Consider the following 19,457-nt stretch of genomic DNA (forward strand, 5'->3'; position numbering starts at 1 on the left):
AGATGTGTATAAGAGACAGCCCCACGGCCCCGCAGGACGCCGTCGTGTCGGCAACACGCCCCCTGGCGCGCGAGACGCCACCGCATTCGGCGGCGTCTCGACGACACGACGGCGTCGTGCGACACCCACTCGCGCGACCGACGCGCGCGCACTGTCCCCCGTTCTGGGGACCGGGCGCCCGCAGAACGCGCTGAACGACCAGGACCCGGCACTTTCCTGTACCCCGCAGCGCGTCGTCGTGTTACGTCGAGTGCATGCCAGGACAGACCCGTCGATCCGACCGACCGCACCGAATGACGGACATGACTGTCGACGTGATCCTGCCGTGCCTCGACGAGGCGGACGCCCTGCCGAAGGTCATCGCGCGGCTCCCCACGGGCTACCGGGCCATCGTCGTCGACAACGGATCGACCGACGGGTCGGCCGACGTCGCCCGCGCCCACGGTGCCCTCGTCGTGACGGAACCGGTCAAGGGCTTCGGTTCGGCCTGCGCCGCCGGGGTCGCCGCGGCCACCGCCGACTTCGTCGCGTTCTGCGACGCCGACGCCTCGATGGACCCTGCCGAACTCCCGCCCCTGGTCGACCGCGTGGCCAGCGGCCGCGTCGACCTGGCACTCGGCCGCCGCGTCCCGACCGGCCGCGGTGCATGGGCTCCGCACGCGCGCTTCGCGAACCGCGTCCTCGCCGTCCTCATGCACCGCGCGACCGGCTACCGCCTGCGCGACCTCGGCCCGATGCGCGTGATGCGCCGCGAGGACCTCGTCTCCCTCGACCTGCGCGACCGCCGCAGCGGCTACCCGCTCGAGATGGTCCTGGCCGCCCACGCCGCCGGCTGGCGCGTCGACGAGTCCGACATCGGGTACGCGCAGCGCATCGGTGACAGCAAGGTCACCGGCACGCTCCGCGGCACGATCAACGCGGTGCGGGACATGTCCCGTCTGCTCCGTGCCTACCGCCGGGAGGCCCGTGTCCGGGTCGTCGCACCGGGACCGCTCCGCCAGGCGGCCGAGTCCACCCCCGTGGTCGAGGAGGCCCGCTCGTGACCGCCGACCCCACCCACGCCAGCGACGCTGTGGCCGACGGCGTCCCCGTCCCGGTGACCGTCGCCGTCGTGGCGAAGGAGTGCCTGCCCGGCAAGGTGAAGACCCGGCTGACGCCGGCGCTCTCCCCCGAGGGCGCCGCGCGCGTCGCTTCCGCGAGCCTCGCCGACACCCTGGCGACCGTCCGGGCCCTGCCCGCGGCCCGTCGGGTCCTGTTCTTCGACGGCGACGTCGTGCCGGCGTCGGCCGAGGGCTTCGACGTGCTGCACCAGCCCGGTGGCGGCCTGGACGAGCGCCTCGGGTTCCTGTTCGACGCCGTCGACGGTCCGCTGCTGCTCGTCGGCATGGACACCCCGCAGGTGTCCACCGCGGACCTCGCGCCGGTGTTCGACGACGCCGCCCGCGATGCCTGGTTCGGCCCGGCCGAGGACGGCGGCTTCTGGTCGCTGTTCCTGCGACAGCCCACCGGCGACCTGCTGCGCGGCGTCCCGATGTCGCGTGACGACACCGGAGCCGTGCAGCTCGCACGCCTGACCGACGCCGGACTCGACGTGGGCGTGCTCGGGGAGCTGCTCGACGTCGACACGATCGCGGACGCCGAGCGGGTCGCCGACCTCGCACCCGACTCCGACTTCACCAGGGCACTCCGTGCCGAGACCGTGGGGAGCACCCGATGACCATGCACGCACCCGTCTCGTTCGGTGCCGGCGGCGGCGAACCGTACGCCCGTGCCCTGCGCACCGACGGCCACCTGCGCCTGACCGACCCCGACCGCCCCGACGCCGTCACCACGATGGACGTCGGCCGCTGGAGCGCCGCCGCCGACCGCGTCGATCGCTCGCTGCTCGACGACGTCGACGGTGGGGTCATCGACATCGGCTGTGGGCCGGGTCGGATGCTCGTCGCCGCACGCTCCCGAGGCATCCCGGCGCTCGGCGTCGACGTCTCCGCCGAGGCCGTGGCCATCGCGCAGCGCGCCGGCGGCACGGCCCTGCAGGGCTCCGTGTTCGACGCGGTGCCCGACGAGGGTCACTGGGACACCGCGCTGGTGATCGACGGCAACATCGGCATCGGCGGTGACCCCACGGCCTTGCTCGTCCGCTGCCGCGAGATCGTGCGCGCCGGCGGCCGGATCATCGTCGAGACGAACCCCGAGACCGCGGCCGACCGGGTGTACACCGCCCGGGTGGTCGACGCCGACGGCAACGAGAGCGCGGGGTTCCCGTGGGCCGAGGTCGGCCTCGACGCCCTGCACCGGCACGCGGCCGACGCCGGGCTCGTCGCGCGGCAGAGCTGGACGGCCGAGGGTCGGAACTTCTGCGAGCTGCTCGCCTGACTCCCACACGTGCTCTTTTGCATCATGCAATACAAGCGCGTAGGGTGGTGCATCCAGCCGACGGCGTCGCGGTCGCCGGCTCGGTGACCTGCGGACCTCGGCACGACGACGAGGAGCACCCATGCAGAACCGTCAGAACCCCCTGGGCGGCGCCTACGTGACCGGCCTCGAAGCCCGCGCCGAGCTCGGCGCCTTCACCGGCGACGCGACCCGAAACCCGATCGGCAGCTACACCGGCACCGGTGTCGGCCGTGCCCTCGGCCGCTTCGTCGACACGCAGTTCCGCCGTCCCGGCACCGCGACGTCCTCGACGCGCACGGTGACCGGTTCGTTCCGCACGGCGACGGGTTCGTTCCGCACCGCCTGAGGCACCTGCCTCCCCAGACTGCGAGCGGTCGTCCGCCCCGGGGGTCCCCCCTCATCCCGGGTCGGACGGCCGCTCGCTCACGTTCCGCCGAGGCACGAGTCGCTTCCCCCGAACGCGCCAGGGCCGCCGATGCCAGGATGGACGCATGAACGACCGTGCCGGCACCCCAGCGACCGCAGACGACCTCGTCGACCTGGACGAGCTCCTCGCCGCCTACCACGACCGAGTGCCCGACGTCTCGGTCCCCGAGCAGAAGGTCGTGTTCGGCACGTCCGGACACCGCGGATCGTCGCTCGACACCGCCTTCAACGACACCCACATCGCCGCCATCACGCAGGCGATCGTGGAGTACCGCCGCGAGCAGGGCACCGACGGCCCGCTCTTCATCGGCCGCGACACCCACGCACTCTCGGCACCGGCGGAGCAGACGGCTCTGCAGGTCCTCGCGGCGAACGGCGTGCGCGTGCTCGCCGACAGCGAGGACGGGTTCGTGCCGACGCCCGCGCTGAGCCACGCGATCATCCGCTACAACCGCGCCGGCAACCCGGACACGGCCGACGGCATCGTCATCACGCCGAGCCACAACCCGCCCCGTGACGGCGGCTTCAAGTACAACCCGCCGCACGGTGGTCCCGCCGACAGCGATGCCACGAGCTGGATCGCGAACCGGGCGAACGCGATCATCGAGGGCGGCAACGCCGAGGTGCAGCGCACCGAGGACGCGGAGCCCGACCGCTACGACTTCCTGAACACGTACGTCGCCGACCTCGAGAACATCATCGACATCGCCGCGATCAAGCGTGCCGGCGTGAAGATCGGTGCCGACCCGCTCGGTGGCGCCTCGCTGCCGTACTGGAACGCCATCCGCGACCACTACGGCCTCGACCTCACCGTCGTGAACCCCGAGGTCGACCCCACGTGGGCGTTCATGACGCTCGACTGGGACGGCAAGATCCGGATGGACCCGTCGAGCCCCTCGGCGATGGCCTCGGTGCTCGCGCGCAAGGACGACTTCGACGTGCTGACCGGCAACGACGCCGACTCCGACCGGCACGGCATCGTCACGCCCGATGGTGGGCTGATGAACCCGAACCACTACCTCGCGGTCGCGATCGAGTACCTCTACGCACACCGGCCCGAGTGGCGCGACGACGCCGCGATCGGCAAGACCCTGGTGTCGTCGAGCATCATCGACCGCGTCGCCGAGTCCCTGGGCCGCCGCCTGTGGGAGGTCCCGGTCGGCTTCAAGTGGTTCGTCCCCGGCCTGATCGACGGCTCGGTGGCCTTCGGCGGCGAGGAATCCGCGGGTGCGTCGTTCCTGCGCACCGACGGCACCGCGTGGACCACCGACAAGGACGGCATCATCCTGGCGCTCCTGGCGTCCGAGATCGTCGCCGTCACCGGCAAGACCCCCTCGCAGCTCTACGCCGAGCTGACCGAGCGCTTCGGCGCCCCGGTCTACCAGCGCGTCGACGCCGCGGCCTCGAAGGAGCAGAAGGCCCGTCTCGGAAAGCTCGACGGCGACGCCATCACCGCTGACACCCTGGCCAGCGACCCGATCACCGCGAAACTGTCGAAGGCCCCGGGCAACGAAGCGGCCGTCGGCGGCGTGAAGGTCGTGACCGACAAGGCGTGGTTCGCCGCGCGGCCGTCAGGCACCGAGGACGTCTACAAGATCTACGCGGAGAGCTTCGTCGGGCAGGAGCACCTCGAGCAGGTGCAGCGCGAGGCCAAGGAGATCGTCGACGCGGCACTGGGCGCGTAGCGCCCTCGTCGGACGGGCTGCGGGACACGGATCCAGCAGCCCGTCCGACGGACCCCAGCCGGGCCTCCAGGCCGTGTGCAGCAGGGGCGCACCGGGCGTACGGTGACTGCCGATCCACTCAGGAAGCCGTCCCGGTGTGACCGGGCACTTGCGGCAGTTGTAACTTTGCAGGCAGCGCAAAAATCGTCCTGCCAGCGCATCGGTACCCGGGAGACCCTGCTCATGACCCAGACGGCGACCGCACCCGCGGCCCCCACTACGGCGTCCAACGTCGTGATGAACCACCGACAGATCCTGTTGGTGATCTACGGCCTGATGGCCGGCATGTTCCTCGGTGCCCTCGACCAGACGATCGTCGGCACCGCGATCCGCACCATCGGCGACGACCTGCACGGGCTCGACCAGCAGGCCTGGGTCACCACCGGGTACCTCATCGCATCGACGGTGACGACCCCCATCTACGGCAAGCTCTCCGACATCTTCGGTCGTCGGCCGCTCTTCATCACCGCGATCGGCATCTTCATCGTCGGGTCGTTCGCCGCGTCGTTCTCCGACTCGATGCTCATGCTCGCCGGGTTCCGCGCGCTGCAGGGCCTGGGTGCCGGTGGTCTGATGTCCCTGCCGCTGGCGATCATGGGCGACATGCTCGCCCCGCGCGAGCGGGCGAAGTACCAGGGCTACTTCCTGGCGGTCTTCGGCATCTCGTCCGTCATCGGGCCGCTCGTCGGTGGCGTCTTCGCCGGTGCGGACCAGCTGCTCTTCATCGCCGGCTGGCGCTGGGTGTTCCTGATCAACGTGCCGATCGGCATCATCGCCCTGTTCATGGTGCTGACGTTCCTGCACCTGCCGAAGTTCGGCGACCGCGGCAAGCCCCGCATCGACTGGTGGGGCGCGACGCTCGTCATCGTCACGCTCGTGCCGCTGCTGCTCATCGCCGAGCAGGGCCGCGAGTGGGGCTGGGACTCCCCCGCCGCGTTCGCCTGCTACGCCATCGGCGCCCTCGGCCTGATCGCGTTCATCATCGTCGAGCGGGCCATGGGCGACGACGCGATCCTGCCGATGAAGCTGTTCGGGTCGCGGGTGTTCTCGATGTCCGCGATCCTGTCCGTGCTCGTCGGCTTCGGCATGTTCGGCGCGATGCTGACGATCCCGCTCTACCTGCAGATCGTGAAGGGCGTGACCCCGACCGAGTCCGGGTTCGCCATGCTGCCGATGGTGCTCGGCCTGATGATCTCGTCGATCGCCTCCGGCCAGATCATCTCCCGCACCGGCAACTACCAGGTCTTCCCGATCACCGGAACGGCGTTCACGGCGATCGGCTTCACGGTCCTGACGTTCCTGACCGCCGACCGGCCCCTGTGGTTCCTGATGCTCGGCATGTTCGGCATCGGGCTCGGACTCGGACAGCTCATGCAGACGCTGACCCTCGCCGCGCAGAACTCGGTGTCACCGCGGGACATCGGTGTCGCCACGAGCGCCGCGACGTTCTTCCGCCAGATCGGCGGCACGATGGGCACCGCTGTCCTGCTCTCCGTGCTGTTCACCCTGATGCCGACGAACATCAGCGCCGCGATGCAGAACGAGTCCGATCTGAAGAGCGCGCTCAACGCCGCGATGACGCCCTCGGTCGCGAACGCCTCGAAGAACCAGGGCGTGATGGACGAGATCTGGACGAAGATCGTCGACCCGGTGCAGCAGAACGTGCAGGACGGTCTCGACCAGGGCACCGCGCAGGCGAAGCAGGCAGCCGACGCCGCCGTGACCAAGCAGGTGACGGCAGCCGTGCAGCGGCAGGTCGCCGCGGGCACCGTCCCCGCCGCCGCCGCGGACACGATCATCGCCCAGCAGGTCGACGACGCGAAGCCCGCCGCCGAGCAGCAGGCGCTCGAGACGGCGGCCACGAAGGCGAACGCCTCGGTCGTCGACGGCAAGCTGCAGATCGACTACTCGGACGAGGCGCAGCGGGAGAACGTCGTCGACCAGGTCGCCCCGACGCTGATCAAGCAGCTCAAGAGCGGTGACTCTGCCGCGAGCTCGTCCACCGACTCGGCGACGAGCGACACGTCGTTCCTGAACGGGGCGGACCCCCGGCTCAGCCGTCCGTTCCTGGTCGGGTTCAGCGACTCGGCCGTCCGCGTCTACTACGTCGGTCTCGCGGTGATCCTGCTCGCGTTCGTGCTGACGTGGTTCTTCCGGGTGCCGCCGCTCCGCAAGACCTCGGCGCTGCAGGAGCAGGCGGACGCTGCACGGACGGCGGCGGGTGCGCAGTCCGATGGGAGCGCCGCTGCAGCCGCTGCCGCCGCCGCACCGGGCGCCGGGCCGGTGCCGACGGCGACGTCCTCCGCCGAAGTGCCGACCTCGCCCGAGGTGCCGACGTCGCCGGACGTGCAGCCTCGGTCCGCCCGGGCCGCCGGGGCGTCGGACGTCTCGGTGTTGCCGAACGGAGTCGACGACACCAGGGCGCCGCTGCCGAACGCCACGACGCACGGTGCGCACTCGGCGGCTGTGCCGGTCGACGAGCCCCCGACGACGACCGGTGCCATCCGGACCCGGGCTGCCCATGTGGCAGCGGCTGTGGACCCGGACGCCCCGGCGACGGGGGCGGACCCGGCGGAGGCGAGCCGGGCCTCCCGGCCGGACGCTGGCGACGCGCATGCACACGGGCGGCACTCCGCGGAGTAGTCGGCGCGGGCGCTCGCTCGGTGCGTGTGCATGTTCCGACGATCCACGCGTCGAACGACTCGTGGATCGTCGCAGCATGCACACGCATCGTGTGCGCGGGCATCTTCCGACAGAACGCGCGTCGATCACCTCGTGAAACGTCGCACGATGCACCCGTATGCACCACGCGCCCCGGCCGCCGCCCCCGCTCGCCTCAGACCGCCGGCGCCGCGCCCCCAGCCGCCGCGGCTCCGGCCACCTCGAACGACGCACCCGGCAACCGCTTCCGCATCACGTCGATCGCCGAAGGGTTGTCGTCCACCAGCACGTACCGCCGCCCGAGCGCCTGTGCCACCGCACCCGTGGTCCCACTGCCCGCGAAGAAGTCGAGCACCCAGTCCCCCTCGCGGGAGGACGCCTGCACGATCCGCCGCAGCACCCCCTCGGGCTTCTGCGTGGGGTAGCCGGTCTTCTCTCGGCCGGTCGGCGAGACGATCGTGTGCCACCAGACGTCGGTGGGCAGCTTGCCGCGCTCGCGCTTCTCAGGGGTGACGAGCCCCGGCGCCATGTACGGCTCGCGGTCGACGGCCTCGGAGTCGAACCAGTACCGCGACGGGTCCTTCACGTAGACCAGGATCGTGTCGTGTTTCGTGGGCCAGCGCGTCTTGGACTTGGCACCGAAGTCGTAGGCCCACACGATCTCGTTCAGGAACGACTCGCGGCCGAACAGCGCGTCGAGCAGCACCTTGGCGTAGTGCGACTCGCGGTAGTCGAGGTGCAGGTACAGCGTGCCGTCGACGGCGAGCAGCCGCCAGGCCTCGATGAGTCGGGGTTCGAGGAACGACCAGTAGTCCTCGAACCGGTCGTCGAAGCGCATCAGGTCGCCGCGCACCCGCTCGTAGGTCCGGCCGTGGAACCCCATCACGGGGCCATCGGCCTTCGGCACCGCCGAGGTCGCGTGCCGGCGCTGGTACCGGCCGGTGTTGAACGGGGGGTCGAGGTACACCAGCGTGAAGGAGCCGTCCGGGTACGCGGGGACCACGTCGAGGGCGTCGCCGAGGACGACGCGGTCCGGGCCTCGGTCGTCTCCCCTGCGCACGGACCCATTGTCGCGCACCGAGCGGACGCGCAGCGCACGAAGCAGGCGTGCAGCACAGAGCGCACCCCCAGGCCCCGGCGTACGGTCGAGTGCATGGCAGCAGCACCCGAGGTCCGCAACGACACCGACAAGCAGCAGTACTCCCTGATCGAGGACGGCGAGGTCATCGGCCTCGCCGCGTACGAGATCGACGGCGACGAGATCCGCTTCGTGCACACCGAGGTCGATCCCGAGCACCGCGGTGGTGGGCACGCGTCGATCCTGGTGCAGCACGCCCTCGACGACGTGCGCGCGAGTTCGTCACGCCGGGTCGTCGCGCAGTGCAGCTACGTGCACGCGTGGATCGAGCGGCACCCGGACTACCAGGAGCTCACGACGCGCTGACGCGGGCGACGCACGGACGAGCGCGGCGCCCGTCCGCTCAGTACGAGCGGTCGTGCGTCCCCGCGCGCGCCTCGTGCCGCCCGGCGCTCCGCACCGTCGGCACCCGGATGAGCACACTGCCGCTGAGCAGGTCGTGGTCGTCATCCGCCGGCGATGGGGCCTGTCTCGGCAGGCGCGCCTGCCGTTCGTACTCGGCTTGCGTCTCGTGCCGGGTCGGTGCGAACACCTCGTCCAGCATCCCGACCATGCCTCCGGATCCACCGCTCCGCTGGGACTTGTTCGACAGGTCGATCCACCCCATGCGATCGGCGATCCACACCACGACGGCCACGACGGCCACCGCCCCCCAGGAAGATCAACCAGTTCACGGCAGCGACGCTACGTGGGCCGCGCGGCGAGCGGATCAGCCGCGCGGGGGATTCTCATCATCCACACGTCTGGTTCATGAGGTCGAGGCGCACACTCGTCAGCAGCGGCGGCCGGGACGTCCCCCCTCAGCTCCGGCCGCCGCGTCCACCGTCGATCCGAATGGGGTTCACGGCACCCGCTCGAGCCACTCCTTCGTCGCGAACTTCGTCCGCACCAGCTCCTGCGCCCGCTCACGCTCGGCCTCGGTCACGTGCCCCTCGGTCGCACCGTACAGGCGGGTGAAGGTGCCGATCAGCCGTTCGATGATCTCGGCGCGTGACAACCCGGTCTGCGAGCGGAGCGGGTCGACGCGCTTGGCGGCACTGGTGGTGCCCTTGTCGCTCATCTTCTCGCGCCCGATGCGCAGGACCTGCACCATCTTCTCGCCGTCCATGTCGTAGCTCATGGTGGCGTGGTGCAGGAGCGAGCCGGTACCGAGGCGCTTCTGTGCCGCCCCGCCGATCTTGCCCTTGGTCGAGGTGATGTCGTTGAGCGGCTGGTAGTACGCCTCGATGCCGAGGGACTTGAGCGCCTCGATCACCCATTCGTCGAGGAACGCGTACGAGTCGGCGAAGGTCATGCCCTGCACCAGGTCGGACGGCACGTACAGCGAGTACGAGATCACGGCGCCGGCGTCCATGAACATCGCGCCGCCGCCGGAGATGCGTCGGACCACCTGCACGCCGTACTTCTCGGCGCCGGCGGGATCGACCTCGTTCTTGAGCGACTGGAACGAGCCGATCACGACGGCCGGCTGGTCCCACTCCCAGATGCGCAGCGTGGGACCGCGACGGCCGGCACCGACCTCTTCGGTCAGCACCTGGTCGAGCGCGAGGTGCTCGTTCGGGCTGATCGGCCCCTCGTGCACGATCTGCCAGTCGTGGTCGCGCCAGGTCGAGGCCCGCGACAGCGCGCGGCGCACCGCGACGCCGACGGACTCGGGCGTGAAGCCGAGCAGCACCGCATCGGTCGGCAGGGCCGCGCGCACGGCTGCGGCGATGCCCGCGGCATCGGTGGTGGCGGGGAGCCCGTTCACGGCCGCGTCGATGAGCGGCAGCGCGTCGTCGGGTTCCAGGAAGAAGTCACCCGCCAGTCGGAACTGCTGGATCGTGCCGTCGACGACCTCGAGGTCGACGACGACCAGCTTGCCTCCGGGGACCTTGTACTCACCGTGCATGCCGCCACCCTATTCCGGACAGCCGACGGCCCGGCAGTGAGCCGGCCTGGCGACGGACTGGAGGCCCGTGGCGGGGCCGCCACAGGCCTCCAGTCCGTCACCGGTCGCGCCCCAGGACCCGGCGAGCGCCGTCAGCGCGCCGTCACCCGGTCGAGCCACGCGACCAGGTCGCCGACGACCTCGTCGCGGTTCGTCTCGTTGTAGACCTCGTGCCGCGCGCCCTCGTACACCTGCACGGTCACGTCGGAGAGCCGACCGCGTCGACGGTAGGCCTGTGCCAGGCGCTCGACGGAGCGCGGCCCGCCGAGGGCATCGTCGGAGCCGACCTGCAGCAGCATCGGCAGGTCGTGCGGGATACCCCGCCGCGGCACCCCGAGCAGTCGGAGGGTGTCGGCGAGCCCGAACAGCCCGATGACGTCGGCCTCGACCGCCAGGGGATCGATCGCGACGGCGTCGATGATCTTCCGGTCGCGGGTGAGCCACTCGTACCTGGTGGGCCCGGACCCCGCGTGCCGTGCGTTGAGGTCGCCGCTGTTCATCCAGCCGGGCAGCCGGTAGGCACTCGCGGACAGGACGACGCCGTCGTAGCGGTCCGACGAGGTGTTCACGATCCGCTGCGCCATGAGCGACCCCCACGAGTGCCCGAGCAGCACGAGCGGCAGCCCGGGCTCGTCGGCCCGGGCGACCGCGCTCATCTGCTCGACCGCGGCGATCGCCGCACGCAGCCCGCCGGGACCGAGCCGACCGAGCTTGGCGTGGTCGCCGTCCCACTGGGTCAGGCCGGTGCGACCGTGCCCGCGGTGGTCGTTCGCGTGCACCGTGTAACCGGCGCGCACCAGGTCCTGCGCGAGCGGTTCGTACCGGAGCCCGTGCTCGCCGACGCCGTGTGCGATCTGCACGACACCCTTCGGCCGCGCCGCACGCCAGGTCGAGTAGACGATCTCGACGCCGTGGGCGTCGGTGAACGAGGCGTCGCCGCGAGCGGCGGAGAAGGTGGGCACACCCGCATCTTCGCAGACGCGCTCCATCCCGGACCTGTTCACCCGGCGTTCACGCAGGGGGTTCCGGGCGGGCCTACCGTCCTGCGCATGGACGTCATCGTCATCGTCACGCTGGTGATCGTCGTGGCCCTCGTGTTCGACTTCACGAACGGCTTCCACGACACCGCGAACGCCATGGCCACGTCGGTCGCCACGGGAGCGCTCAAGCCCCGGACCGCCGTGCTCATCTCCGCGGTGCTCAACGTGGTCGGCGCGTTCCTGTCCACCGAGGTCGCCAAGACCGTGTCGCAGGGCATCATCCGCGAGGGGCAGGACGGCATCCACATCTCCCCCACGATGATCTTCGCCGGCCTCGTCGGCGCGGTGCTCTGGAACCTGGCGACCTGGTACCTCGGGCTGCCGTCGTCCTCCACGCACGCGCTGTTCGGCGGACTCATCGGCGCCTCGATCATCGGAGCGGGCCTGAACTCGATCAGCTGGGCGACGGTGGTGTCGAAGGTCGTGCTGCCGGCGCTGCTCTCCCCGGTCATCGCCGGGGTGATCGCCCTGGTCGCGACGTACCTGGCGTACGTGCTCACGAAGAACGCGACGACGCACGGTGCGGCGACCGGGTTCCGGCACGGGCAGACGATCTCGGCGTCACTGGTGTCGCTCGCGCACGGCACGAACGACGCGCAGAAGACGATGGGCGTCATCACGCTGACCCTCATCGCCGCGAACTACCAGGCCGCCGGCACCGGTCCGGCGCTCTGGGTGATCCTGGCCTGCGGGCTCGCGATCGGCCTCGGCACCTACACGGGCGGTTGGCGGATCATGCAGACCGTCGGCAAGAAGATCTCCGACGTGCAGTCGCCGCAGGGCTTCGCCGCCGAGACGAGCTCCGCCGCGACGATCCTCATCTCGTCGCACCTGGGCTTCGCGCTCTCGACGACCCACGTGACGAGCGGCGCGGTCGTCGGCTCGGGCCTCGGCAAGAAGCTCGCCGACGTGCACTGGTCGGTCGTCGGCCGCATCGTCGTCGCGTGGGTGATCACGCTGCCCGCCGCTGCGGTGGTCGGGGCGCTCGCGACCTGGCTCGCGTCGACCTCGGCGTTCGGGCTGGTGCTCGTCGCGGTCCTCGCCCTGGCCGGCGGGCTCACCTTCTCCGTCCTCGCCAAGCGCAAGCCGATCTCGCACGAGGACATCACCACCGAGTCCGGGCCGGCCGAGCAGCCCGAGCCGCAGGCGACCAGCGCGACGAACTGAGGGGAACGACGATGGACATCGACTTCACCGCGATCGGCACGGTCGCCGGCGTCGGCTTCGTGGCCGCCGTGGGTCTGGTGCTCGTGTACACGCTCGGCCTGCGGCTGCTCGGGACGGGGCAGCCGGACGACGCGGGTGGCGAGCGCACGCAGTACTCCGACGAGACCCCGCGCTCCGGGCACACCCCGCCCGTCGCCCTCGCGGGTGCGGTGGTGTGCTTCGCCGTGTGCGTCGCCGCGGTCCTGGCGGGCATCTGGCTGACGATCCCCCAGTTCCACTGAGGACGTTCCTTCCCAGAGCGCCCGCGCTGGGAAGCGGAATCGGGCGTACCTGGTCGAAAGTTCCGACCAGGTACGCCCGTTTCGACCAGGTACGCCCGGAATGATCGAGTGGTGACCGACCACACGAACGCGACCACCCACCACCACCTCGACGCCACGGTGGCCTCCGCCGTCGACGTCTTCACCGCCGAACGCCAGCCGGTCCTGACCGTCGAACCGGGCGACACGGTCACCGTGCGCACCCTGAGCGCCGCGGGCTACACGGAACGCCAGCCGGGCCCGGGCCTGGACGCCCCGACCCTGATCGACCCGCGCCGGGGCCACTGTCTGGTCGGGCCGATCGCCGTGGCGGGTGCGCGTCCGGGGATGGTCCTGGCGGTGCACTTCGACGACCTCGTACCCGACGACTGGGGGTACACGGCGTCGGGCGGGGTCGACTCCCCGGTGAACCGCGCACTCGGGCTGACCGACCCGGCGTCGCGCGGGCCGCTCCTCTGGGACATCGACGTCCCCGCCGGTGTCGCGGTGAACCAGCTCGGCCTCGGGGTGCGTACGGCGCCGTTCCTCGGCGTCGTCGGCGTCCCACCCGAGGCCACCGGGGAGCACTCGACCATCCCGCCCCGCACGGTCGGCGGCGGCAACATCGACTGCCGGGAGCTCGTCGCCGGCTCGACCCTGTACCTGCCCGTGACGGTGCCGGACGCCCTGCTCCACGTCGGCGACGGGCACGCGGCCCAGGGCGACGGCGAGGTCTCCGGTACCGCGGTCGAGTGCGGGATGACCACGACGATGACCCTCACACTCCTCGACGCGGCACCGGTCGCGGGCGTGCACGCCGACACCCCGGCCGGACGCATCACCTTCGGCTTCGACGCCGACCTCAACGTCGCGACCGCCACGGCGCTCGACCGGATGGTCGACTGGATCGCCGGGCTGCACGGCATCGGCCGCGCCGAGGCGCTCGCCATGGCGAGCGTTGCGGTGAGCATGCGCGTCACGCAGGTCGCGAACCGCACGTGGGGTGTGCACGCCCTGCTCCCGCACGACGCGATCCTCACGGGCGCGCGGCACTGAAGGCCGGGAGGCCCGCCCCACGTGAGCCGATCGGCGCACGCTGGGCGGGCCTCCCGTCCGACGTTCCTTCCCATCGCACCCGCATTGGAAAGAGGAAACGGGCGTACCTGGTCGAAAGAACCGACCAGGTACGCCCGTTTCGACCAGGTACGCCCGGAACGACCAGGTGCACCGGACCGGTCAGTGCGCGGAGTAACCGCCGTCGACCAGGTGGTAGCTGCCCGTGATGAAGGAGGCCTTGTCGCTCAGCAGGAACAGCACGAGCGCGGCGACCTCGGCGTCGGTGCCGAGCCGCTTCGAGGCGTGCTCGTCCTCGAGTGCCGCGATGGCCTCGGCCGACAGCGAGTTGCGGAGCAGCGGGGTGTCGATGAACCCGGGGCCGACGGCGTTCGTGCGGACACCCTGCGACGAGTACTCGAGCGCGGCGACCTTGGTCAGCCCGGCGAGCGCGTGCTTCGAGGCGACGTAGGCCGCGTTCTGCGCCATGCCGACCGTGCCGAGCACCGACGCCATGTTCACGATCGCGCCACCGCCGGCGGCCACCATCGCGGGGATCTCGTAGCGCAGCCCGTAGAAGACGCCGTCCAGGTCGACCGCACGGACGCGGTCCCACGCGGCGATGTCGTACTCGCCGATCGGCTGCGGTGCTGCACCGATGCCCGCGTTGTTCACGGCGAGGTGCAGCGCGCCGTAGGTGTCGACGGCGAACTGCACCATGCGCTCGTTGTCCGCGGCGACCGCGGAGTTGGCCTCGAACGCGCTGGCGGTCCCACCGGCCTCCACGATCGACGCGGCCACGCGCTCGGCGCCCGCCAGGTTGATGTCGGCGACGACCACCGTGGCACCCGCCGCGGCGAGCTCCTTCGCGACGGACTCGCCGATGCCGCTGCCACCACCGGTGACGACGGCGACCTTGCCCTCGAACTCGGACATGTTCTCCTTCTCTCTCGGCAACACATGTTGTCTAAGAGCACGGTACACCCGAAATCAAGTTCGTTCGCTGAACTAATGAGATAGGCTAACGGTCGATGACCGACGCCACCGACCTCCGCATCGCGGTGAACCGGCTGTCCCGCACCCTGCGTGCCCAGAAGGCCGACTCGAGCGTCACCGACGCACAGTTCTCCGCCCTCGCCCGCCTGCACCGCGACGGCGCCATGACCCTGGCCGACCTGAGTCGACAGGACGGCGTGACCCCTCCCTCGATGACGAAGACCGTCGCCGTGTTGGTGGAGCGGGGCCTGGTGTCGAAGTGCGGCCACGGCGACGACCGCCGCAAGGTGCTGCTCGGCGCGACACCCGCCGGAGCCGCCTTCGTCGAGGAGACGCGACGCCGCCGCGACGGATGGCTCACCCCGCGACTCGCAGCACTCACCGCCGACGAGCGGAGCACCCTCGCCGACGCCACCGAGATCATGAGGAGGCTGGCCCAGCAGTGACCGCCATGTTCCGCTCCCTCGCCGGACGCAACTACCGCATCTGGTTCGCCGGGGCACTGGTGTCGAACGTCGGCACCTGGATGCAGCGCACCGCCCAGGACTGGATCGTGCTGACCCAGCTCTCGGACAACAACGCCGTCGCCGTGGGCATCACGATGGCCCTGCAGTTCGGCCCACAGCTGCTGCTCCTGCCGCTCACCGGGCTCGCCGCCGACCGGTTCGACCGCCGGAAGATGCTCATGCTCACCCAGGGCCTGATGGGACTGCTCGGGCTGGGACTCGGCGTCATGGTCCTCACGCACACCGCCACCCTGCTCGCGCTGTACGGCTTCGCCCTGGCACTCGGCATCGTCGCCGCGTTCGACGCCCCGATCCGGCAGGCCTTCGTCTCCGACGTCGTGCAGGGCGAGGACGTGTCGAACGCCGTCGCCCTGAACTCCGCGTCGTTCAACGCCGCACGCCTGATCGGCCCCGCGGTCGCCGGGGTGCTCATCGCGGCGATCGGTTCCGGATGGGTGTTCGTCATCAACGCCGGGTCGTTCCTGGCGGTCCTGCTCGCACTCCGCTTCGTCGACCCAGCCCAGCTCGCCGAACGGGTCCGGGCCGGCCGCGGCAAGGGGCAGATCGTGGCCGGCTTCCGGTACGTCCGCACCCGACCGGACATCGTCGTCGTGCTCTGCATGATCTTCGTCGTCGGCACGTTCGGCGTGAACTTCCCGATCTTCACCTCGACGATGGCGCGGGTCGAGTTCCACCAGGGCGCTGGCGAGTTCGGGCTGCTCAACTCGGTGATGGCGGTCGGCTCGGTGCTCGGCGCGCTGCTGTCCGCCCGCCGTGACAAGCCGCGAATGCGCACCCTCGTGCTCGCCGCCGGCGGGTTCGGGCTCGCCTGCACGGCCGCGGCCCTCGCGCCGACGTACTGGACCTTCGCGATCGTGCTGATGTTCGTCGGACTCGCCTCGCTGACGTTCATGACCACCGCGAACGCCCTGGTGCAGACCACGACGAAACCCGCGATGCGCGGCCGCGTGATGGCGCTCTACATGGCGATCTTCGCTGGCGGCACGCCCATCGGCGCCCCGCTCGTCGGTGCCGTCGCCGACGCCTTCGGCCCCCGCTGGGCGATCGTGGTCGGAGCGGCCTCGGGCTTCGTGGCGCTCGGCATCGCGCTCGTGTGGCTCGTCCGGTACCAGCGGGTCCGGCTGCGCTACGACGCCGACTCGCGGCTGCACCTGGCGATCACGCACGCCGTGCCGGTGGTCGGCTCGCGCGCGGCGCTCCGCCGCGAGCTGGAACGCGACGAGACGCTCGCCGACCGCTCCAGCGCCGTCTGACGGACCGGCGGGACGACCTGCCTGTCGGCCGACGGCCCGGGACGCCACCGACCATCGGACGGGAGGCCCGCACCGGCGCCGCCACGGGCCTCCCGTCCGACGCCACCCCCGCCCACGGCCGCGGTCGCGAGGCACGGACCGACCCCGTTCCGGGCCCGCGCGCCGTCGGTCAGAGCACGGGTGCGGACGACGCGAAGACCCGCTCGTCGAGTGCCGCGGCGACGCGGTCAGCAGCCACCGCCAGCCGTTCCCCGACGTCACCCGCCACGGCGAGCGCCGACTCTTCCGGGATCGCGTCGAGCAGTGTGCGGACCTCATCGAACCCGGCGACCTCGTCCGCGATGCAGGACGGGGCGACGTCGGCCAGGCACTCCGCCGCGCGGTGGACGGTGAAGCGCAACGACCGTGGGCTGTGTGCGTCGAGGAGCAGGAAGGCGGCGGCGTCCGACGGCACCGGATGGTGGTCGCGTCCGCGCAGGAAGGCCTCGCCCGCGCCGCACGCACGGAGCGCGGCCGTCCACGAGGTGACCGCGTCCGGTTCGAGCAGCCGCGACGCCAACAGCCGTGCTGTGGAGGCGCAGCGGGTGAGCGAGCGCCCGAGGGTGAAGAACTCCCACACCTCGTCACGGCTCGCGTCCCCCTCGACCACCCCGATGGCCAGGGCGCTGCGTTCCCGCACCCAGCCGAGGAACTCGTGCGCCCGATCGGGTGCGATCTTCCGGGGCATCCGCGACCGCGTGACGTCGAGGCAGTCCCAGAGCTCGCTCGAGACGACCTCGCGAGCACGGCGTGCGTGGTCGCGAGCGACGGCGACGGCGGCCGCGATCGATGCGGGTTCGTGCCGGTCGAGCGCGAGGGCGTCGACGGTGGCGGCGCGGTCCGGGTCGTTCGCGGGGCCGGTGGTCCCGATGACGCTGCGGAGCTCCGTGGACACGAGCCGGTCGTCGTCGAGGGTGCCTGGTTCTCGGCGAGCGACGTAGACGTCGAGCAACCGTGCGACCACGTCGGTGCGCTCGACAGCGCTCCCCACGTGGAAGACATTCCCCGCGAGTCGGCTCAGCACCACTGCTCCTGCATGCGGAGAACCTAACGAGCCGGCGTTGCCGCGGTGTTACGGGACCGCGTCACGGGTGTTGCAGGTGTCCCGTCTCCGCGCTCGCTAGACAAACTAACTAGAGCGTCTAGCATTGGGGCCATGACGACCGAGGTGATGACCAGCACCGCGGGGTACTGGTACGAGGACTCCGCGGTCTCCGCCGTGGACGTCCTCAACGCCCTGCGGCGGTACCGAACGGCCGAGAGCGCTGCCCAGCGCCGAGCGCGCGAGGCACTGGGGATCGGCGAGAACGCCCTGCTGGCGCTCCGGTTCCTGATCGACGCCGAGCAGGACGGACGCACCGTCAACGCGAAGGACCTCGCCGAGCGGCTCGAGATCACGGCGGCGTCGACGTCGGCGCTCGTCGACCGGCTCGTCCGCAGCGGCCACGTCGAACGCCACGCCGACCCGAACGACCGCCGTGGCGTGATCCTCACCGCAACCGGCACCTCGATGCGGCACGCACTCCGTGTCATCGAGGAGCTCGACGCCCGTGCGCTCGAGGTCACCGAGCACCTGCCGAGCAACGAGATGGCCGTCGTCGTGGACTTCCTGGACGAGATGGTCCGGGTCGTGGACGAGCTCGACGCCGGGTCGGACCACTCCCGTCGCGCGTAGCCTGGACCGCATGGAACCTCGCGGCGAGCACCACCCCGAGGACGACATGCCGTTCGCCGAGCTCGACTCGCGGGCCCGTGCCGAGGCCGCGCTCCGACGGATCCAGTCCGGCTCCGATCCCGCTCGTGAGGCGTTCGACCTCGCCAACACCATGAACGACGAGGCCGTGGGGCGGCTGACGAAGCGCCTTCGGCAGCTGTTCCGTCGGGGCTGATCGGTCGGTCGATCCGTGCGTGCGGCTGTGCGTCAGAACGCGGTGCCGACAGCGGCGATGTCGTCGCCCCCGTGCCCGGCTGCGCTGGCGTCGGCGTAGATGCGCCCGAGTGCCTCGAGCAGCGTGGTGGACACCCCGGCGGTCCGGGCGGCATCGGTGATGAGCCCGATGTCCTTCCGCAGCCCGTCGAGTGCGAACTGGGCGGGGAACTCCCGGGCGATCATCGCGGCGCCCTTGGTGTGGGCGTAAGCGGAGTCGCTCGCGCTGCCCTCGATGGCCTGCAGGAACAGCGCGGGGTCGAGCCCCAGCGCCGCCGCCAGGGCCAGGGACTGCCCGGTCGCCGCGGTGATCGACGCGATCCAGGCGTTGGCGGCGAGCTTCAGTGCGGTACCGTCGCCGACGTGGTCGCCGGCGCGGACGGTCTTCGCGCCGATCGCGTCGAGCACGGGGTCGACACGGTCGAGCAGGTCTGCCGGTCCGGCCGCGAGCATCGTGAGCTTCCCCTGCTCGGCGGGGGCCTTCGTGCCGAGCATCATCGCCTCGACCAGGGTGAGGCCGTACTGCTCCGCCAGCTGCACGATCGTCGCGGTGCCGTCGACCCCGATCGTCGAGGCCTGCACCCACACGGCGTCGGTCGGGGCGTCGCCTGCAGCCTGTTCGAGGACGTCGACGACCGCATCGGTGTCGAACAGGGTGAGCAGGACGACCTCGGCGTGTTCGACGGCACTGCCCGGGTCGCTCGCCACCGTCGCGCCGCGGTCACCCAGGGGTGCGGCCTTGTCGGCGCTCCGGTTCCAGACCGTCACCTCGTGGCCGTCGCGGAGCAGTGATCCAGCCACGCCGGCGCCCATCGCACCCGTCCCCAACACCGTCACTCGCACGTGCGTCTCCGTCCTGGCGCGGCTCCGTGCCGCGACC

21 protein-coding genes are annotated in these 19,457 nt (G+C 71.2%); 14 read left to right on the top strand and 7 right to left on the bottom strand.

From position 1 onward, the window contains the following. Positions 1 to 293 precede the first annotated feature (293 nt). The 6 genes from DEJ17_RS02630 to DEJ17_RS02655 all read left to right on the top strand — a co-directional run bounded on the left by DEJ17_RS02630 (position 294) and on the right by DEJ17_RS02655 (position 7,190). On the top strand, positions 294 to 1,043 hold the full coding sequence (locus tag DEJ17_RS02630; RefSeq protein ID WP_027465082.1) for a glycosyltransferase family 2 protein: 750 nt from the start codon (positions 294 to 296) through the stop codon (positions 1,041 to 1,043). Next, positions 1,040 to 1,717: a DUF2064 domain-containing protein gene (locus DEJ17_RS02635; RefSeq protein WP_258366626.1), complete on the top strand. Its 678-nt coding sequence runs from the start codon at positions 1,040 to 1,042 to the stop codon at positions 1,715 to 1,717. Before DEJ17_RS02630 ends, DEJ17_RS02635 begins: the two co-directional genes overlap by 4 nt. Beyond that, a complete protein-coding gene (locus DEJ17_RS02640; protein ID WP_110891944.1) occupies positions 1,714 to 2,376 on the top strand; it encodes a bifunctional 2-polyprenyl-6-hydroxyphenol methylase/3-demethylubiquinol 3-O-methyltransferase UbiG in 663 nt (220 codons plus the stop codon). Before DEJ17_RS02635 ends, DEJ17_RS02640 begins: the two co-directional genes overlap by 4 nt. A gap of 121 nt (positions 2,377 to 2,497) precedes the next feature. Next, positions 2,498 to 2,743 carry a hypothetical protein gene (locus tag DEJ17_RS02645; protein WP_110891945.1) on the top strand — a complete coding sequence of 82 codons (246 nt, stop codon included), beginning with the start codon at positions 2,498 to 2,500 and terminating at the stop codon, positions 2,741 to 2,743. A 145-nt stretch (positions 2,744 to 2,888) separates the two neighbouring features. Further along, entirely contained in the window at positions 2,889 to 4,508 is a 1,620-nt protein-coding gene (gene pgm / locus DEJ17_RS02650) for a phosphoglucomutase (alpha-D-glucose-1,6-bisphosphate-dependent) (RefSeq protein ID WP_110891946.1), read from the top strand. Between the two features lie 222 nt (positions 4,509 to 4,730). Then, on the top strand, positions 4,731 to 7,190 hold the full coding sequence (locus DEJ17_RS02655; protein WP_110891947.1) for an MDR family MFS transporter: 2,460 nt from the start codon (positions 4,731 to 4,733) through the stop codon (positions 7,188 to 7,190). 193 nt (positions 7,191 to 7,383) lie between these two features. On the opposite strand, the gene DEJ17_RS02660 is transcribed toward DEJ17_RS02655, so the two are convergent. Continuing rightward, complete coding sequence (locus DEJ17_RS02660) at positions 7,384 to 8,268, bottom strand: site-specific DNA-methyltransferase (RefSeq protein WP_110891948.1); 885 nt, start codon at positions 8,266 to 8,268, stop codon at positions 7,384 to 7,386. Positions 8,269 to 8,361: 93 nt separating this feature from the next. On the opposite strand from DEJ17_RS02660, the gene DEJ17_RS02665 reads away from it, so the two are divergent. Further along, positions 8,362 to 8,652, top strand: a complete 291-nt coding sequence (locus DEJ17_RS02665) for a GNAT family N-acetyltransferase (protein WP_027465074.1) — start codon at positions 8,362 to 8,364, stop codon at positions 8,650 to 8,652. 37 nt (positions 8,653 to 8,689) lie between these two features. On the opposite strand, the gene DEJ17_RS02670 is transcribed toward DEJ17_RS02665, so the two are convergent. The 3 genes from DEJ17_RS02670 to DEJ17_RS02680 all read right to left on the bottom strand — a co-directional run bounded on the left by DEJ17_RS02670 (position 8,690) and on the right by DEJ17_RS02680 (position 11,238). After that, positions 8,690 to 8,953: a hypothetical protein gene (locus DEJ17_RS02670; RefSeq protein WP_146239586.1), complete on the bottom strand. Its 264-nt coding sequence runs from the start codon at positions 8,951 to 8,953 to the stop codon at positions 8,690 to 8,692. Between the two features lie 234 nt (positions 8,954 to 9,187). Further along, entirely contained in the window at positions 9,188 to 10,237 is a 1,050-nt protein-coding gene (locus tag DEJ17_RS02675; protein ID WP_027465073.1) for a biotin/lipoate A/B protein ligase family protein, read from the bottom strand. A 131-nt stretch (positions 10,238 to 10,368) separates the two neighbouring features. Continuing rightward, positions 10,369 to 11,238, bottom strand: a complete 870-nt coding sequence (locus DEJ17_RS02680) for an alpha/beta hydrolase (RefSeq protein ID WP_110892144.1) — start codon at positions 11,236 to 11,238, stop codon at positions 10,369 to 10,371. An 87-nt stretch (positions 11,239 to 11,325) separates the two neighbouring features. Between DEJ17_RS02680 and DEJ17_RS02685 the strand changes: the two genes are divergently transcribed. The 3 genes from DEJ17_RS02685 (at position 11,326) to DEJ17_RS02695 (ending at position 13,838) form a co-directional block, all read left to right on the top strand. Beyond that, positions 11,326 to 12,483: an inorganic phosphate transporter gene (locus DEJ17_RS02685; protein WP_110891950.1), complete on the top strand. Its 1,158-nt coding sequence runs from the start codon at positions 11,326 to 11,328 to the stop codon at positions 12,481 to 12,483. Between the two features lie 11 nt (positions 12,484 to 12,494). Further along, positions 12,495 to 12,764, top strand: a complete 270-nt coding sequence (locus DEJ17_RS02690; protein ID WP_110891951.1) for a hypothetical protein — start codon at positions 12,495 to 12,497, stop codon at positions 12,762 to 12,764. A gap of 111 nt (positions 12,765 to 12,875) precedes the next feature. Next, positions 12,876 to 13,838, top strand: a complete 963-nt coding sequence (locus tag DEJ17_RS02695; RefSeq protein WP_110892145.1) for an acetamidase/formamidase family protein — start codon at positions 12,876 to 12,878, stop codon at positions 13,836 to 13,838. A 180-nt stretch (positions 13,839 to 14,018) separates the two neighbouring features. Here DEJ17_RS02695 and DEJ17_RS02700 read toward each other — a convergent pair whose 3' ends face one another. Beyond that, positions 14,019 to 14,771, bottom strand: coding sequence for an SDR family NAD(P)-dependent oxidoreductase (locus tag DEJ17_RS02700; protein ID WP_110891952.1), 753 nt, complete (start codon positions 14,769 to 14,771; stop codon positions 14,019 to 14,021). A gap of 95 nt (positions 14,772 to 14,866) precedes the next feature. On the opposite strand from DEJ17_RS02700, the gene DEJ17_RS02705 reads away from it, so the two are divergent. Then, complete coding sequence (locus DEJ17_RS02705; RefSeq protein WP_110891953.1) at positions 14,867 to 15,277, top strand: MarR family winged helix-turn-helix transcriptional regulator; 411 nt, start codon at positions 14,867 to 14,869, stop codon at positions 15,275 to 15,277. Further along, positions 15,274 to 16,611 carry an MFS transporter gene (locus DEJ17_RS02710; RefSeq protein ID WP_375342552.1) on the top strand — a complete coding sequence of 446 codons (1,338 nt, stop codon included), beginning with the start codon at positions 15,274 to 15,276 and terminating at the stop codon, positions 16,609 to 16,611. The genes DEJ17_RS02705 and DEJ17_RS02710 overlap by 4 nt, the downstream gene beginning before the upstream one ends. 169 nt (positions 16,612 to 16,780) lie before the next feature. Here DEJ17_RS02710 and DEJ17_RS02715 read toward each other — a convergent pair whose 3' ends face one another. After that, complete coding sequence (locus tag DEJ17_RS02715; RefSeq protein WP_181421008.1) at positions 16,781 to 17,674, bottom strand: alpha-E domain-containing protein; 894 nt, start codon at positions 17,672 to 17,674, stop codon at positions 16,781 to 16,783. A 132-nt stretch (positions 17,675 to 17,806) separates the two neighbouring features. Here DEJ17_RS02715 and DEJ17_RS02720 point away from each other — a divergent pair, with 132 nt between their 5' ends. Continuing rightward, positions 17,807 to 18,325: a MarR family winged helix-turn-helix transcriptional regulator gene (locus DEJ17_RS02720; RefSeq protein WP_110891956.1), complete on the top strand. Its 519-nt coding sequence runs from the start codon at positions 17,807 to 17,809 to the stop codon at positions 18,323 to 18,325. Positions 18,326 to 18,335: 10 nt separating this feature from the next. Further along, the gene (locus DEJ17_RS02725) at positions 18,336 to 18,539 is read left to right on the top strand and encodes a hypothetical protein (RefSeq protein ID WP_110891957.1); all 204 of its coding nucleotides are present in this window, start codon (positions 18,336 to 18,338) and stop codon (positions 18,537 to 18,539) included. 32 nt (positions 18,540 to 18,571) lie between these two features. On the opposite strand, the gene DEJ17_RS02730 is transcribed toward DEJ17_RS02725, so the two are convergent. Further along, entirely contained in the window at positions 18,572 to 19,420 is an 849-nt protein-coding gene (locus DEJ17_RS02730; protein WP_258366628.1) for an NAD(P)-dependent oxidoreductase, read from the bottom strand. Between the last annotated feature and the right edge of the window lie 37 nt (positions 19,421 to 19,457).

The sequence above is a fragment of the Curtobacterium sp. MCSS17_011 genome, from assembly GCF_003224275.1.
Lineage (GTDB): Bacteria > Actinomycetota > Actinomycetes > Actinomycetales > Microbacteriaceae > Curtobacterium.